We start from the raw sequence: 15,364 nt of genomic DNA on the forward strand, positions 1-15,364 counted from the left end.
CGGGACCCACATGACCGCGTCCGAACCCGAGGAGGGGAGGGGAGCCGACTCCGAGGGGGAGCGGTCCGCCCCTCCCTCCGGCCTGCCCGAGAGCGGCGGCTGGCGGGAGAACAACACGGGCCTGACCCGTGCCTACCTCCTCGCCCAGCGCGCGGCCCGCGCGCTGGTGCGCGGGGCGCACACCAACTGGCGCCGCTCCCTGCACCTGCGGGTGATCAGCACGACCCTGGTCCTGTCGTTGCTGGTCATGGCGGGGCTGGGGTACGTGCTCATCTCCGAGGTGCGCAGCGGTCTGCTGGACGCCAAGACCAACGCCGCGGTCAACGACCACCGCGCGGGGCTCAGCTACGCGCTCGCGGAGCTCCAGGAGAACGAGATCGGTGACCGCAACCGTCTCCTGAACAACGTCGCCAGCGAGCTGACCAGCCGCAGCGGCGACACCGGTCTCTACAGCGTCTTCATCCTGCCGTCGGTGAGCGACGAACTCGGCTGGGCCACCGGCGAGGGCAGCGTCCCGCCGCGGCTGGTGGAGCAGGTCCGCCAGTCCGAGGTGTTCGACCAGCAGTACCACACGTACACGCGCATCGACATGGAGGACGGTTCGGTCGAACCGGCCCTGGTCGTGGGCGCGCAGATCAACCAGGCCTACGAGCTCTACTACATCTTCCCGCTCCAGCACGAGCAGGAGATCCTGGACCTGGTGCAGGGGACGGTCGCCCTGGTCGCGGTTCTGCTGGTGATCCTCCTCGGGCTGATCGCGTTCATGATCACCCGGCAGGTGGTCACACCGGTCCGCTCCGCCGCGCAGTCGGCCGAACGCCTGGCGGCCGGGGACCTCACCGAACGCATGACGGTGCAGGGCGAGGACGACCTCGCCCGGCTCGCGATGTCCTTCAACGACATGGCGGGAAACCTCCAGGAGAAGATCCAGGAACTGGAGGAGCTGTCCAAGCTCCAGCGCCAGTTCGTCTCCGACGTCTCGCACGAGCTCCGGACGCCGCTCACCACCATCCGTATGGCCGGTGACCTCCTGTTCGACGACCGCGAGGAGCTGGACGTCTCCCACCGCCGGTCCGTGGAGCTGCTCCAGAGCCAGGTGGAACGGTTCGAGGAGCTTCTCGCCGACCTGCTGGAGATCAGCCGCCACGACGCCGGGGCCGCCACCCTGGGCACCGAGTCGGCGGACATCCGGGACTCCGTCATGAAGGCGGTGGGCGACGCCGAGCAGATCGCGGAGCGCCGGGGCATCAAGGTGATCCTGCGCCTGCCCGCGGACCCGGTGGTCGCCGAGTTCGACACCCGGCGGATCAACCGCATCCTGCGCAACCTGGTGGTCAACGCCATCGAGCACAGCGAGGGACGCGACGTGGTGGTGGCCGCCGCGGGCGACCGTGACGCCGTCGCCGTGGCCGTGCGCGACTACGGCGTGGGTCTCAAGGAGGGGGAGGAGCACCTGTGCTTCGACCGCTTCTGGCGGGCCGACTACTCGCGGGTGCGCACGACCGGCGGGACCGGTCTGGGCCTGTCCATCGCCAAGGAGGACGCCACCCTGCACGGCGGCTGGCTCCAGGCCTGGGGCCTGCCCGGCCAGGGCTCCCAGTTCCGGCTCTCCCTGCCCCGCCAGTCCGGCGCCGAGCTGCGCGGTTCACCGCTGCCGCTGGTGCCGCCGGAGATCGCGCTGGGCCGCAACTACCCGCCCTTCGGTGACAAGGACGGCGCAAACGGGACCGAGGACGTGCGGGCTCCGGACCGGGGCCGGTTCGGACCCGACGAGGAGGAGGCGCTGTGAGCGACGTGGAGCGCCCGGGACGACTGGTCCGGGCCGCGCGGACCATCGCGGCCGGAACTCTCGCCTGTGTGTCCCTGGCGGCCTGTGCGAGTGTTCCCATGACCGGCCCCGTGGTCCCGAGTGAGGGCGGGGACGGCTCCGGTGACCCCTATGGCGGCTACGTGCGGCTCCTGCCCGCCGGTCCGCAGCCCGGGGTCGAGCCCGAGGGGCTGATCGACGGGTTCCTCAAGGACCTCGGCAGCTTCGAGGAGGACCACAAGGCCGCCCGCAGCTACATGCTCCCCGAGCAGAGCGAGGAGTGGACACCGGACGCCGCAGTCCGGGTCTTCTCCGACCTCGACGCCGTGGACATGGACTCCGAGGTCTCCGCGGACGGCCTCAGCGCCACCGTGCGCATCCGCAGCAACGAGATCGCCAGCATCGACGAGAGCGGCAAGTACGTTCCGGCCGAGACGGGAACCATGCTGGAGGAGACGTTCACCCTCGCCAAGGAGGGGGACGACCCCGAGGGCGAGTGGCGCATCCAGGACCTGCCGGACGAGATCATCCTCAGCCAGCTGGACGTGGAGCGCACCTACCGCCCGTTCAACCTGTACTTCTTCAACCCGGCGGGGACGGCCCTGGTGCCGGACCCGGTGTACCTGCCCGTGAGCACCGACCAGCTGGCCGAACGCCTGCTGCGCAAGCTCATCGGCGGCCCCACCGACTGGCTGGCCCCGGCCGTGCTGTCCGCCTTCCCCGAGGGGACCGCGCCCCGGCTGGAGATCGACGCCGAACGCGCGGTCATCAACATCAACGGCCAGAACGAGGCCGACGAGTACGGCATGGGCGCCCAGATCGCCTGGACCCTGCGCCAGCTCCCCGAGATCCAGGAGTTCACCCTCAGGATCAACGGCGAGGAGGTGAGCTTCCCGCAGTCCGACGGCGACAGCTCCGACCGCCCCCGCCCGGGCAGCGACTACTGGTCGAGAGTGAGCCCCGGGGCCACCTTCTCCGGTGTCCACGCCTACTACACGCACGAGGGCCAGCTGTGGTCGGCGGCCGACTGGGACGCCGACAACTTCAACGACGCCGAGCGGGTCGCCGGCCCCCTGGGCGCGGGCGAGGTCCGGCTCGACCGGTTCGCGGTCTCGCTGGACGAGAGCACCATCGCGGGCATCACCCTGGGCGGCCGCGAGGTGGTCACCAGCTTCGCCAGCCCCGGCGCCCAGACCCAGGAGGTGCTCAGCGACGGCGTGTTCACCGAACTGTCCTGGGACGTGAACGGCGACCTCTGGGTGGTCGAGGAGACCGGAGACGGGAGCCGTCCCGACGACGGGGACGACGAAGAGGACGCGCCCCGCGCCGACGAGGAACCCGGAACCCAGGGCTCGGCCGAGGAGGACCCGCCCGCACCCGGGGACACCGCGCTGTGGTTGCTCCGCGACGGGGACGAGGTGGTCCAGGCCGAGGTCAGGGGCCTGCGGGACCAGTCGCTCGTGCACTTCAGGATCTCCCGTGACGGTGCCCGCGCCGCCGTGGTCACCGAACGCGACGGAGAGCGCTCGCTCCAGGTCGGCCGGGTGGTGGAGAACGAGGACGGCCAGGTGTCCGTCGGCGCCTTCATCAGCCTCGCCGACCAGGAACTCGAGGACATCACCAGCATCGCCTGGCGTTCGAGCGACCAGCTGGTCGTCCTGGGCAGTAGGGACGGCGGCACCACGCAGGCCCTGTTCGTCTCCCTGGACGGCGGGACGCCCGCCGCCAGCGCGGGAGCCCCGGTCGCCGGGATGATCTCCATCTCCGGTGCCCCCGGCCAGCCGCTGCTCGCGGGGTCTGACGACGGCAACATCTGGGTGTCCAACGACCCCCTGAACTGGCAGAACGTGGTGGAGGGCGGCTCGCCCACCTTCCCGGGCTGAGCGCTTCCGGCTCGGTTGTCCACAGGCCGCGATCCCGCACTGGCGCCCGGGGCCCGCGCCGCACAAGCTGGAAGCATGAACCCGACCGGTGCCCCTCGCGGGCGGCGATGGCTCGGCGCGCTCCTGCGGGCGCTCCGGCTGGTCTCCGCCCTCCTCGACCCCCTCACGGAACTCGTGCAGCGCCGGGACTGCGCGGGCTGCTCCGGCCCCGGCGACCCCCTGTGCGCCGCCTGTCGCGCTCAACTGGACCACCGGCCGCACCGGGCGCGCGGACGAGAACGCTGTCCGCCGGTCTGGGCCGTCGGGCCGTACGCGGGACGCCACCGCCGGATCCTGCTCGCCCTCAAGCACGGAGGCGAGCGCCGTCTGACGCGGTTCCTGGGGGAGCGGATGGCCGTCGCCTACCGCGCCTCGGGCTGGGCGGCCCCGGACACGCTCCTGGTGCCGGTACCGGCGCGCGGGGGCGCGTCCCCCGGGCGGAACCCCGTCCTGGGCCTGGCGGGCGCCTGCGCTCACGAGGTGGGTCCCACCGGTTCGGCCGGGGTGGCGCCGGTGCTCCGCTACCGGCGCCGAGCCCGCCCCCAGGTGGGGCTGTGCCGCGCGGACCGCCTGGACAACCGGGTGGACGCCTTCACCGCCGAACCCCGGAAGCCCGGCGGGCCGTGGAAGGGTTGGCGGTGCCGGGTGGGCCAGCGCCGGACGGAACGGCACGGTGTGCCCGGACTCAGGGCCGAGCGTCATCCGACGAACGGACCACGCGCGGCTCCACAGGACGACGTGTCCACGGCGGCAGTCCGGAACGCGGGTGGGAGTCCGCCCCCGGTGGCGCGGGGTGACCGAACGGGTGACCTGACGGCGGAACCCCGAAAGCCCGGTGGGCCGTGGAGGGCGTGGCAGCGCCGGGGCCGCTCGGGAGAGCCCCCGGAACGCGCGGACGGGCCGGTGGGCGGGCGCTGGGACGTTCGCGGGCGTCGGGTGGTCGTGGTGGACGACGTGCTCACCACGGGGGCGACGGTGGAGGAGGCGACCCGGGCGCTGCGCGCCGAGGGTGCGAGGGTGGTGGGCGCCCTGGTGTTCGCGGAACGGGACCGGGTTCCGGACCGTCCCGGTTCGGGATTGGGGAGCAGGTCGGAAAGAAGGTTTTACAAACCCCCCTGATCGGGCGAAACATGCCTGTTCGCAAGGGTTTGCGGCGCTTGTCGACCGCTTGGTACCCCGTTCGCTACCTGACATCCGGGCTGGGACAGGTTACGGTCCAGGTATGGCACCCGTCCGGGTCCGTGGTTGCGCCGGATACACAGTGCTCCCGGGAACACCGTGGAGCGCATCCGGCAAGCCGATGCCAGGCGCAGGCGAAACGGCCCACGTAAGGCGACTTTTCGTCGACCGATCACGGTGCGCCTTAGAGGTAAGCCCTGCCCCGCTGAGGGTCCCGATGTCCCTCATGACCGGGAGAAGAGCAGTAGTCGCGTACAAGAGCGGCGACACTCTCAGCAGGCGGATGTGGGGACGAAGACCAGGTCGGCCGGACGGGTGGCATGCCGACGTTGGGGGGTTCGTCGTGCCCGGGACGCAGGTCCCGGGGACGCGGGCCCCCACACGGTTCCCCGACACCGCCTCGGCCCTCTCCCTCCCGGAGCTTCCCGGGCCCCGACCGATCCCGCCCGGTCTTCGCCGTTTGGTGGGCGACTCACCCCGATCGAGTCATATTTCCTTCTTTCCCGTCCGAAGGCCCCGGCCAATCGTGTCCCTGGGGCGCGTGATGACCCTGCCTCTGATGGGTATACGCATTTCCAACCGAGCGGTGTCCCTCAAGCGAACGGGGCACGAACGGAAGGAGGGCCGACGCGTCACACCCTCCCCGCCGTGGGAGGGGAGCAGAGCCAGCCTGGCCGTCGCCTTCACGACGGCCACGCGATGAAGGGGGTCCTATGGACATCATCGTCAAAGGTCGACGCACTGGTGTGAGTGAGAAGTTCCGACAGCACGTCGAGAACAAGCTCGACAGGCTCTCCAAGTGGGAGCGCAAGGGCATGAGCGTCGATGTGGAGGTGTCCCAGGAGCGCAACCCCAAGCTCGCCGACGTCCGCGAGCGGGTTGAACTGACCATCCACTCGGACGGCCCGGTCATCCGGAGCGAGGCCGCGTCCGTGGACCGTCACGGCGCTCTCGACCTCGCGATCGACAAGATCGAGGCCCGCCTCCGCAAGTCCGCGGACCGCCGCAAGGTGCACCGCGGAAACCACACTCCCGTCTCCGTCGCGGCCGCCACGGCCGACCTCCCCGGAGACCTGCCCTCATCCGTCCAGACGGTCACCCAGGCTCCCCCGGCCCAGCGCGGTGACGAGGAGGCGATCGACGGCGTCGCTCTCGACGGCCGCTTCTCCGACGAGTTCGTGGAACTCGACACCCAGGGGGAGACCCCCGTGGTCGTCCGCGAGAAGTTCCACCGTGCCAAGCCGATGAGCATCGACCAGGCGTTGATGGAGATGGAACTCGTCGGACACGACTTCTACCTCTTCCATGACGAGGTCAAGGACACCCCGAGCGTCGTCTACCGGCGCAAGGGCTTCAACTACGGCGTCCTTCGTCTCGTGGACTAGTCCACGCGGTCCTCGTCCCCGACGCCCCCGCACGGAGGTGGACTGAACAGTCGTCGCGGCGGGCCCGAGCGGCCCGCCGCGACGCGTGTGGTCAGGCCCTGCGCGGGTGCTTGATGCGGTGGAGCGGGGTCTGGTGCGGCTCCTCCGCCTCCAGGCGCGGCGGGTCCAGCACCACGTCGCTGAGGATGTCGAACGCCACCGCCACGACGGCGGCGGCGACCATCAGGACCACCCCGACGACCAGCAGCGGCACCGACCCGCCCAGGACCAGTGCCAGGCCGCCGAGGCCGAAGCCCACCACGGCCAGGGCGACGCAGGCCCACGACGCCGCGCTGCCCCGGTGCCCGTTGGACGGGGCCAGTGAACCGCCCTGGCGCTGGAAGCCCCGGATGCGCCCGTTCCGGTCCTGGTCGTCGCCCGTGGGCCGGTACTGCTCCCACGCGAGTCCCGGATCCTCGTCGTCGCGGGGCCCGAGCACGGTGGGCCGCCGTCCGTGGAGGAACTCGTCCACGGCGTCGTCCGGAGTCCTGGACAACCGGGGAGTTCCGGTGCCGGTCGTCTCTGTGGGCTCACGCTCTCTTCTGGTTCGCATGGTGGTCCCCCTGGGAACACGGTCGGGTTCGGTGGAGTTTCGCCCGAACCGACGGAAAGGGTCGGCCGAAACCACCGCTCTCTCCCTTTGAACTACCCGGAACAATGCGCGACTCTGCACGAATGATCACGAAAAAGGTGGGAACATCCAGGCCCGTCCCGCTCGTTTGTCCAGAGGACGGGAAGCGGTTCCGGGTCCTCTAGGATGTAGGCCCGAGGACCCAGGATTGACCCCTGACCTCCGTGGCCATGGGAAGCGGTCAGCGGGCCTAGATCTGACTCTCCACCCCCCGGTGGAGCCAACCGCGATCTGCGAGGAGCGCATAGGAAGTGCCAGGCATACTCGACAAGCTCCTGCGCGCGGGTGAAGGTAAGATCCTGCGCCGGCTCAAGAAGTTGAAGGACCAGGTCAACGCCCTTGAGGACGACTACGTCGACCTTTCGGACGACGAACTGCGCGACCTGACCAAGGAGTACAAGGAGCGCTATGAGGAGGGGGAGTCCCTCGACGACCTCCTCCCCGAGGCCTTCGCGACCGTCCGTGAGGCGGCCAAGCGCACCCTGGGCCAGCGCCCCTTCGACGTGCAGATCATGGGCGCGGCCGCCCTGCACCTGGGCAACATCGCCGAGATGAAGACCGGTGAGGGCAAGACCCTGACCGGAAGCCTCGCGGTGTACCTGAACGCCCTCGCGGGCAAGGGCGCGCACGTCATCACCACCAACGACTACCTCGCCCGACGCGACGCCCAGAACCTGGGCCGCATCTTCCACTTCCTCGGGCTGGAGGTCGGCGTCGTCGGCCCCCAGATGACCGCCGAGGCGCGCCGCAACGCCTACCTCGCCGACATCACGTACGGAACCAACAACGAGTTCGGTTTCGACTACCTGCGCGACAACATGGCGCTCTCGCTCAAGGACACCGTCCAGCGGGACCACTTCTTCGCCCTGGTCGACGAGGTCGACTCCATCCTCATCGACGAGGCGCGCACCCCGCTGATCATCAGCGGCCCCTCCGAGCAGAACTCGCGCTGGTACGCCGAGTTCGCGAAGATCGCGCCCCGCCTGAAGAAGGACACCGACTACGAGGTCGACGAGAAGAAGCGCACCGTCGGCATCACCGAGTCCGGTGTCGCCAAGGTGGAGGACTGGCTGGGGATCGACAACCTCTACGAGGCCGTCAACACCCCGCTGATCAGCTTCCTCAACAACTCCCTCAAGGCCAAGGAGCTGTACCGCAAGGACAAGGAGTACATCGTCAAGGACGGTGAGGTCCTCATCGTCGACGAGTTCACCGGTCGCGTCCTGGCGGGTCGCCGCTACAACGAGGGCATGCACCAGGCCATCGAGGCCAAGGAGCGCGTCAAGATCAAGGACGAGAACCAGACTCTCGCCAAGGTCACGCTCCAGAACTACTTCCGCCTCTACGAGAAGCTGTCCGGCATGACCGGTACCGCCCAGACCGAGGCGGCGGAGTTCACCCAGACCTACGGCGTCGGCGTGGTCCCCATCCCGACCAACAAGCCGATGGTCCGCGAGGACGTCAAGGACGTCGTCTACAAGCACGAGGACGCCAAGTTCCAGGCCGTGGCCGAGGACATCGCGGAGCGCCACGAGGAGGGGCAGCCCGTCCTGGTCGGTACGACCAGCGTCGAGAAGTCCGAGCTCCTCTCCCGGATGCTCAAGCGCGAGGGCGTCCCGCACGAGGTCCTCAACGCCAAGAACCACGCCCGTGAGGCGTCGATCATCGCCCGTGCGGGCAAGCTCGCCTCCGTCACCGTGGCCACCAACATGGCCGGTCGCGGTACCGACATCATGCTGGGCGGCAACCCCGACTTCCTCGCGGACGAGGAGCTCCAGGCCCGTGGCCTGAGCCCCCTGGAGACCCCGGAGGAGTACGAGGCGGCCTGGCCCGAGGCGCTGGAGAAGGCCACCGCCGAGTTCGAGGCGGAGCACGAGAAGGTCGTCGAGGCCGGTGGTCTCTACGTGCTCGGCACCGAGCGCCACGAGTCCCGCCGTATCGACAACCAGCTCCGGGGCCGTTCCGGCCGTCAGGGTGACCCGGGCATGTCCCGCTTCTACCTGTCGCTCCAGGACGACCTGCTGCGTCTGTTCAACTCCAGTCGTCTGGAGGTGTTCATGAACCAGCTGAACATCCCCGACGACCAGCCGATCGAGTCCGGCATGGTGAGCAAGGCGATCGCCTCCGCCCAGGGCCAGGTCGAGACGCAGAACTTCGAGATCCGCAAGAACGTCCTCAAGTACGACGAGGTCCTCAACCGCCAGCGCAAGGTCATCTACGCCGAGCGCCGCAAGGTGCTGGAGGGCCAGGACCTGCGCGACCAGGTCATCGAGATGCTGGAGGAGGTCCTGCGCGGCTACGTCGTGGAGGAGACCGCCCAGGGCGACCCGGACGACTGGGACCTCGACAAGCTCTGGCGGGCGTTCAAGCAGGTCTACCCGATCAGCTTCACCGTCGACGAGTTCGTCGAGGAGAACGGCGACCTCCAGACCCTGACCGGCGAGCTCATCGCCACCCAGGTGGTCGAGGACGCCAAGGCGGCCTACGACACCCGCGAGGCCGAGCTCGGTGAGGAGGCGATGCGCGAGGTCGAGCGCCGCGTCATCCTCCAGGTCATGGACCGCAAGTGGCGTGAGCACCTCTACGAGATGGACTATCTCCAGGAGGGCATCGGCCTGCGCGCGATGGCCCAGCGCAACCCGCTGATCGAGTTCCAGCGCGAGGGCTTCGACATGTTCCAGCAGATGCTGGAGGCGATCAAGGAGGAGTCGGTCGGCTTCCTCTTCAACGTCGAGGTCCAGGTCCAGAAGAAGGCGGAGCCCGCGCTGACGGCCGCCGCCGCCGCGCAGACCGCCGCCACCGTCGGTGGCTCCTCCGGTGCGACCGCCGTGGCCACGGCCGTGGACGAGGACGTCGAGGCCGCCGGTGCGGACGCTCCCACCGAGGAGGCCGAGGCCGCCGAGGACGTGGTGGTCCCCGGTTTCGGCGAGGACCAGCCGAACAGGCTCCAGTACTCCGCGCCGAGCGAGGACGGCACCGTCGAGCGGCACACCGAGACGGTGGACGACGAGTACGCGGGTACCGCCCGCAACTCGCCGTGCCCCTGCGGCTCCGGCAAGAAGTACAAGAAGTGCCACGGTGACCCCACGGCCCGGTAACGGCTGAGGGACACCAGAGATCACGCGTGTGGGCGCGGCTCCCGAGGGGGCCGCGCCCACACGCGTCAGCGCGTCAGCCGTGCGGCCCCAGGAACGGGCGCAGCTCCAACCACTCGTGGATGGGCCGTCCCCCGGCCCCGGGTGCGGCCGAGAGCTCCCCGGCCAGTTCCAGTGCGCGGTCGTAGGTGTCGACGTCGATCACCATCCAGCCCGCGACGAGGTCCTTGCCCTCGGGGAAGGCGCCGTAGGTGAGGGGCGGTCGTCCCTCACCGTCGTGGCGCACGAAGGTCCCCTCCGGGGAGAGCGCCTGGGAGTCCACGAACTCCCCGGTCTCCCTCAGCCGGTCCGCGAAGTCGTTCATGTACCCCACGTGTGCCGCGACCTCCGCTGGCGTCCACTGGTCCATGGGGACGTCGTTCACTGAGGCCGGGGCGCCCCGGTAGTGCTTGATCATCACGTACTTGGCCATGGTCTCTCCTCTGCGTGGTGCGCCCATTGTGGGTCGCGCCTACGACAGGGCGGAGTCGGGCACGCGTACGCGACCCGGTCGGCCGGATTCCTTTGCCGGAGCCTGGAACACCGGCGGGCCCGGGACGAGTGTGTGGGGTGCCCTGGAACACCGAGGGCCCGGCGCCGCGTGCGCGGTACCGGGCCGTGGACGTCCCGTGCGGCCCGAGACCCACGAGAGTGGGAGCGGCGGGTCGCGGGGGAAGGCCGGGGCTCAGGTGGTCTGGGTGACCTTGTTGAGGCCGCGCGGAACGTCGGGGTCGTAGCCCAGGCGCCGGGCGAGGTGCTCGGTGAGCAGCTGGGCGGGAACGATGAGGTTCATGGGCGCGACCCACTCGGGCACGTCCGGGACCGGCACCGACACGTCGCTGGCGGCGGCGAGGGCGGAACCGCCGCCGAAGCCGAACACCGGGGCCCCGGCGGAACGGACCCGCTCCGCGAGGGCGACCGTGCCCTCCAGGGTGGGGCCGCTGGGCGCGGCCACCAGCAGGGCCGGGGTACGCGGGTCCACCACGGCGATGGGCCCGTGCTGGAGGTCCGCGTAGGACAGCCCCATGGCGTGCAGGTAGCAGGCCTCCTTGAGCTTGAGGGCGGCCTCCAGGGCGGTGGAGAAGGCCATGCCGCGACCGGAGATCACCGCGCCCTGCACGGCCACCATCCGCTCCACGATCTCCTCCAGGGAGTCCGTGGGAGCGGCGAGGGTCTCCTCGATCCCGGCGGGCACCAGCTCCAGCTCTCCGGCGTCCAGGTTCGCGCCCAGGCCCAGGGCCAGCACCGCGAGCGCGGCCAGCTGCGTGTTGTACGTCTTCGTGGCGGGGACCGCCAGCTCGTTTCCGGCCCGCGTGACCAGGGCGACGTCGGCCTCCGTGGCCAACGGGGAGTCCGCGCCGTTGGTGACGGCGACGGTCCGGGCGCCGCAGTCGGCGGCCCAGCGCATGGTCTCGACGATCTCCTCCGTCCTGCCGGACTGGGAGATGGCCACAGCGAGGACGTCGGACAGGTCGATCCGCGCGCCGTAGGCGGTGGCGATGGAGGGCGAGCCCAGCGTGGCCAGGCGGCCGGTGTGCGCCTGGAGGAGGTAGCTGCCGTAGACCGCCGCGTTGTCCGAGGAGCCCCGGGCGATGAACAGGACGTGCTTGGTGGCGCGGCCGAGCGCCTCGATCTCCCCGCGCAGGGGCAGCAGTTCGGCGAAGGTCCGGCGCAGGGCCTCGGGCTGTTCGGCGATCTCGGAGAGCATCATGCTCGTGGTGGACATACGGAGCCTTCCGGTGGGGACGTGCGGTCCTGGCCGTACGCCGGGGGCCGCGCTGGTCGCGTGGACGGCCCGGACTACGCCGCTGGCCAGCCACGATGCTGGTTCACTCCGCGTGCCACAAGGAGGATTGACACGCGGGTCGAGCTATGGTCTAGTCCGGACTATACCAGTCAGATCCCGGCATGACCCGGCAAGTGTCACGAGTCCGGGCGGATGCCGCGCTAAGGTCGAACGCCGACCACCGGACCACCCGACCCGCCGACCGAGAAGGCCACTCGCTCCATGCCGATCGACGCCAGCAACCCCCTGCCGAAGTACGTCCAACTCCGCGATCTGCTCCTGGACTGGATCACCGCGGCGGGGCTGGGCGTGGACGACATGGTCCCCTCCGAGCGCGAGCTCAGCTCCACCTACGGCCTCTCCCGCATGACCGTGCGCCAGACCATCGACCTCCTCGTCGCCGAGGGCCGCCTGTACCGGGTCCCGGGCAAGGGCACCTTCGTGGCCCGGCCGAAGATCGAGATGTCCCTGGTCCTGGCCTCCTTCAGCGAGGACATGCGGGCCCGGGGCTTCGAGCCGGGCGCGCGCGAGCTGATCCGTCAGGTCATCCCGGCCAGCGGCCACACCGCGCGCATGCTCGACATCGCCCCCGGCACCCTCGTCCACCACATCGAACGCATGCGTACGGCGGACGACGAGCCTATGGCGGTCGAGCGCTCCAACATCCCGGCGGCCATGGTGCCCGGCCTGGAGGACCACGATCTGGCCGAACGATCTCTCTATGAGGTCCTGGAAAACGAGTTCGACATCCTGTTGGATTCCGGTGAGCAGACCATCGAGGCCGGGATCTGCGACTCGGCCGACTCCCGTCTCCTTGGCCTACCCGCCGGAAGCCCGGTGCTGATCATGCAGCGCCGCAGCTTCGCCAAGGGACAGTGCGTGGAACTCGCCCTGTCCACCTACCGTGCCGACCGCTACCAGCTGCACTCCCGCCTGGACCCGCGGAGGCACGGAGACTGACGTCTCGCGCCCTCGGGGCGCGCGTCCGAGAGGGAGGACCCCCCACCATGTCGGACCCCACCCCCGCGGAGAAGGCCCCCGCCGAACCCGGGGACCCCCCGCGCAAACGCTCCTCCGCCGCGTTGGCCGTGCTCCAGAGGCTCGGCCGGAGCCTGATGATGCCCATCGCGGTCCTGCCCGCCGCCGCGATCCTGCTCCGCCTCGGACAGGACGACCTCCTCGGAGCGGACGGCCTGGCCGGGATCGACGGGATGGGCTGGATGCAGCCGGTCTCGGGTGCCGTGGGCACCGCCGGTGAGGCGATCTTCGAGGCCCTGCCGCTGTTGTTCGCGATCGGTGTCGCGATCGGCTTCGCCCGGCGCGCGGACGGCTCGACCGCCCTGGCCGCCGTGGTCGGCTACCTGGTGTTCGACCGGGTGGCCACCTGGACGATGGTCACCTTCGACGGCCCCGCCGGGGACATCGGGTCGCGGCTGGTCACCTACCCGTTGGCGACCGATCCGGTGACCCGCGAACCGGTCGCGGACCCGGAGGCGGTCAACGCCGTCCTCCCGATGATCAACCACGCCGTCAAGAACCCCACCGACGTGCTCGGCGGGATCGTGGTGGGCCTGGTGGCCGCCGTGCTGTGGCAGCGCTACCACCGGATCAAACTCCCCACCTGGCTCGGCTTCTTCGGGGGCCGCCGCTTCGTTCCCATCGTCACCGCCCTGGCCGGTCTGGGCATGGGCGTGGTGCTGGGCCTGGTCTGGCCGATCGTCGGCATGTGGATCCAGAACCTGGGCGAGGCCCTCATCGGCGCGGGAGCCCTCGGAGCCGGGATCTACGGCGTCGTCAACCGCATCCTGCTGCCTCTGGGCCTGCACCACGTGGTGAACTCGTTCGTCTGGTTCGTCTCGGGCACCTACACCGACGAGGGCGGCGTGGTCTCGCACGGGGAGATCACGCGCTACTTCGCCGGTGACCCGGAGGCGGGCACGATGCTGTCCGGCTTCTTCCCGGTGCTGATGTTCGGTCTTCCGGGCGCCGCGCTGGCGATGTGGCTGACCGCGTCCAAGGCCAGGCGCGCGCAGATCGGTTCCATCATGATCCCGGCGGCGCTGACCGCCTTCGTCACGGGCATCACCGAGCCGGTGGAGTTCGCCTTCATCTTCGTGGCGCCGGTGCTCTTCGCGGTCCACATCCTGCTCACCGGCGTCTCGCTGGCGGTGATGAACCTGCTCGACGTCCAACTGGGCTTCGGGTTCTCGGCGGGGCTGATCGACCTGCTGCTGAACGCGACGAAGAGCAACACCGAGGGGCTCGGCGTGCTGTTGCTGTTCGGCACGTTCTACTTCCTGGTCTACTTCGGGATCTTCTATGTACTGATCAGCAGGTTCAACTTCCCCACCCCCGGACGTGAGCCCGACCCCGACGAGCCCGGAGGGACGCCGCACACGGCCCCGGCCACGGCGGACGGCACGGCCGAGGCCGGACCGGACGCCCCGAGCGGCGGGGATCCCGGCCGCTCCGGCTGAGCCCGGCGCCCCCGGCGACGATCGACCACCGTGCCGACCCTGGCGTGTGAGGCACACCACCTCTAAGCTCGGCTCAGACCCCCCGGGTCACGTGATCCCGGGTAGAGCACGGAGGGCACATGTCGGACAAGGCAACGGCGATCGTCGCCGGTTTGGGCGGCGCGGCCAACATCGAGGACATCGAGGCCTGCATCACTCGGCTGCGCACCGAGGTCAGTGATCCCGGGCTGGTTCGGGAGGCCGACCTCCGGGCGGCGGGCGCGCACGGCGTCCTGGTCTCGGGCAACGTGGTCCAGGTCGTGGTGGGCCCGGAGGCGGACTCCCTCACCGACGACATCCAGGACCTGCTGGACTAGCCACCCGGAGCGGGTTTCGGCAAAGTCGGGCCTTTGTGCTCTTTTGGCCGCCCCTTTTCCGGGTTAAGTCCCCCTCCCAGGGAAGACCTCCTCCATGTCAGACCTGAACGGTGCGCTGCGCGTACTCTCGCCCGTCGCCGGAACGGCCATGTCCCTGGACACGGTGCCTGATCCGGTGTTCTCCCAGAGCATGGTCGGCCCCGGCGTGGCCGTCCACCCCGAACCGGGACAGGAGGGCGGCCAGGAGTCCGAACACGAGGCGGTCGCCCCGATCGCCGGGACCCTCGTCAAGCTCCACCCGCACGCCTACGTGGTCATGGCCGCCGACAACAGACGCGGTGTCCTCGTCCACCTGGGCATCGACACCGTGCAGCTCGCGGGGGAGGGGTTCACCCTCCTGGCCGAGGAGGGCACGGAGGTGGCGGCGGGCACACCGGTGATCCGCTGGTCGCCCGGCGCGGTCGCCGCCGCCGGTCGACCCTCGGTCGTGCCGGTGGTGGCCCTGGACGCCCAGCCGGGCGGCCTCGCGGACCTGGCCGCGGGAGCGGTCGAGCCGGGGGAGGTCCTGTTCGTCTGGGAGTGAGCCCCCGCCCCCCGCCACGGCGGGGTGTGTCCTGCCCGCTCCGGCGAACGGGTAGTCTCCGGCCG

General features: G+C 70.3%; 12 protein-coding genes. 9 read left to right on the forward strand and 3 right to left on the reverse strand.

From position 1 onward, the window contains the following. The first annotated feature begins 10 nt into the window (after positions 1 to 10). The 4 genes from mtrB to hpf all read left to right on the forward strand — a co-directional run bounded on the left by mtrB (position 11) and on the right by hpf (position 6,293). The gene (gene mtrB, locus D452_RS0101935) at positions 11 to 1,789 is read left to right on the forward strand and encodes an MtrAB system histidine kinase MtrB (protein WP_026128893.1); all 1,779 of its coding nucleotides are present in this window, start codon (positions 11 to 13) and stop codon (positions 1,787 to 1,789) included. Then, positions 1,786 to 3,690 (forward strand): LpqB family beta-propeller domain-containing protein, encoded by a 1,905-nt coding sequence (locus tag D452_RS0101940; RefSeq protein ID WP_017542468.1) that lies wholly within the window; start codon positions 1,786 to 1,788, stop codon positions 3,688 to 3,690. The genes mtrB and D452_RS0101940 overlap by 4 nt, the downstream gene beginning before the upstream one ends. A gap of 75 nt (positions 3,691 to 3,765) precedes the next feature. Then, the gene (locus D452_RS31625; RefSeq protein WP_017542469.1) at positions 3,766 to 4,848 is read left to right on the forward strand and encodes a phosphoribosyltransferase family protein; all 1,083 of its coding nucleotides are present in this window, start codon (positions 3,766 to 3,768) and stop codon (positions 4,846 to 4,848) included. Positions 4,849 to 5,621: 773 nt separating this feature from the next. Then, a complete protein-coding gene (hpf, locus tag D452_RS0101950; protein WP_017542470.1) occupies positions 5,622 to 6,293 on the forward strand; it encodes a ribosome hibernation-promoting factor, HPF/YfiA family in 672 nt (223 codons plus the stop codon). Positions 6,294 to 6,384: 91 nt separating this feature from the next. Here hpf and D452_RS0101955 read toward each other — a convergent pair whose 3' ends face one another. After that, the gene (locus tag D452_RS0101955; RefSeq protein ID WP_239646307.1) at positions 6,385 to 6,885 is read right to left on the reverse strand and encodes a hypothetical protein; all 501 of its coding nucleotides are present in this window, start codon (positions 6,883 to 6,885) and stop codon (positions 6,385 to 6,387) included. 329 nt (positions 6,886 to 7,214) lie between these two features. Between D452_RS0101955 and secA the strand changes: the two genes are divergently transcribed. Further along, positions 7,215 to 10,061 carry a preprotein translocase subunit SecA gene (gene secA / locus D452_RS0101960; RefSeq protein WP_017542472.1) on the forward strand — a complete coding sequence of 949 codons (2,847 nt, stop codon included), beginning with the start codon at positions 7,215 to 7,217 and terminating at the stop codon, positions 10,059 to 10,061. A gap of 73 nt (positions 10,062 to 10,134) precedes the next feature. Here the strand turns inward: secA and D452_RS0101965 are convergent, their stop codons facing one another. Continuing rightward, a complete protein-coding gene (locus D452_RS0101965) occupies positions 10,135 to 10,530 on the reverse strand; it encodes a YciI family protein (RefSeq protein ID WP_017542473.1) in 396 nt (131 codons plus the stop codon). 252 nt (positions 10,531 to 10,782) lie between these two features. After that, on the reverse strand, positions 10,783 to 11,823 hold the full coding sequence (locus D452_RS0101970) for an SIS domain-containing protein (protein WP_017542474.1): 1,041 nt from the start codon (positions 11,821 to 11,823) through the stop codon (positions 10,783 to 10,785). Positions 11,824 to 12,105: 282 nt separating this feature from the next. On the opposite strand from D452_RS0101970, the gene D452_RS0101975 reads away from it, so the two are divergent. From D452_RS0101975 to D452_RS0101990, 4 genes are all read left to right on the forward strand, one after another. After that, positions 12,106 to 12,843 (forward strand): GntR family transcriptional regulator, encoded by a 738-nt coding sequence (locus D452_RS0101975; protein WP_017542475.1) that lies wholly within the window; start codon positions 12,106 to 12,108, stop codon positions 12,841 to 12,843. Positions 12,844 to 12,890: 47 nt separating this feature from the next. Beyond that, the gene (locus D452_RS0101980; protein ID WP_017542476.1) at positions 12,891 to 14,360 is read left to right on the forward strand and encodes a PTS transporter subunit EIIC; all 1,470 of its coding nucleotides are present in this window, start codon (positions 12,891 to 12,893) and stop codon (positions 14,358 to 14,360) included. 119 nt (positions 14,361 to 14,479) lie between these two features. Next, entirely contained in the window at positions 14,480 to 14,716 is a 237-nt protein-coding gene (locus tag D452_RS0101985) for a glucose PTS transporter subunit EIIB (protein ID WP_017542477.1), read from the forward strand. A gap of 94 nt (positions 14,717 to 14,810) precedes the next feature. Further along, positions 14,811 to 15,299, forward strand: coding sequence for a PTS sugar transporter subunit IIA (locus D452_RS0101990; protein ID WP_017542478.1), 489 nt, complete (start codon positions 14,811 to 14,813; stop codon positions 15,297 to 15,299). Positions 15,300 to 15,364: the final 65 nt, after the last annotated feature.

Source organism: Nocardiopsis prasina DSM 43845, from assembly GCF_000341265.1.
Classification (GTDB): domain Bacteria; phylum Actinomycetota; class Actinomycetes; order Streptosporangiales; family Streptosporangiaceae; genus Nocardiopsis; species Nocardiopsis prasina.

Bases quoted from the DNA above. Each gene is read 5' to 3' on its own strand.
- D452_RS0101980 (WP_017542476.1), top strand. From the start codon at position 12,891: ATGTCGGACCCCACCCCCGCGGAGAAGGCCCCCGCCGAACCCGGGGAC.
- D452_RS0101970 (WP_017542474.1), bottom strand. From the start codon at position 11,823: ATGTCCACCACGAGCATGATGCTCTCCGAGATCGCCGAACAGCCCGAG.
- D452_RS31625 (WP_017542469.1), top strand. From the start codon at position 3,766: ATGAACCCGACCGGTGCCCCTCGCGGGCGGCGATGGCTCGGCGCGCTC.
- D452_RS0101965 (WP_017542473.1), bottom strand. From the start codon at position 10,530: ATGGCCAAGTACGTGATGATCAAGCACTACCGGGGCGCCCCGGCCTCA.
- D452_RS0101975 (WP_017542475.1), top strand. From the start codon at position 12,106: ATGCCGATCGACGCCAGCAACCCCCTGCCGAAGTACGTCCAACTCCGC.
- mtrB (WP_026128893.1), top strand. From the start codon at position 11: ATGACCGCGTCCGAACCCGAGGAGGGGAGGGGAGCCGACTCCGAGGGG.
- D452_RS0101955 (WP_239646307.1), bottom strand. From the start codon at position 6,885: ATGCGAACCAGAAGAGAGCGTGAGCCCACAGAGACGACCGGCACCGGA.
- hpf (WP_017542470.1), top strand. From the start codon at position 5,622: ATGGACATCATCGTCAAAGGTCGACGCACTGGTGTGAGTGAGAAGTTC.
- D452_RS0101985 (WP_017542477.1), top strand. From the start codon at position 14,480: ATGTCGGACAAGGCAACGGCGATCGTCGCCGGTTTGGGCGGCGCGGCC.
- D452_RS0101990 (WP_017542478.1), top strand. From the start codon at position 14,811: ATGTCAGACCTGAACGGTGCGCTGCGCGTACTCTCGCCCGTCGCCGGA.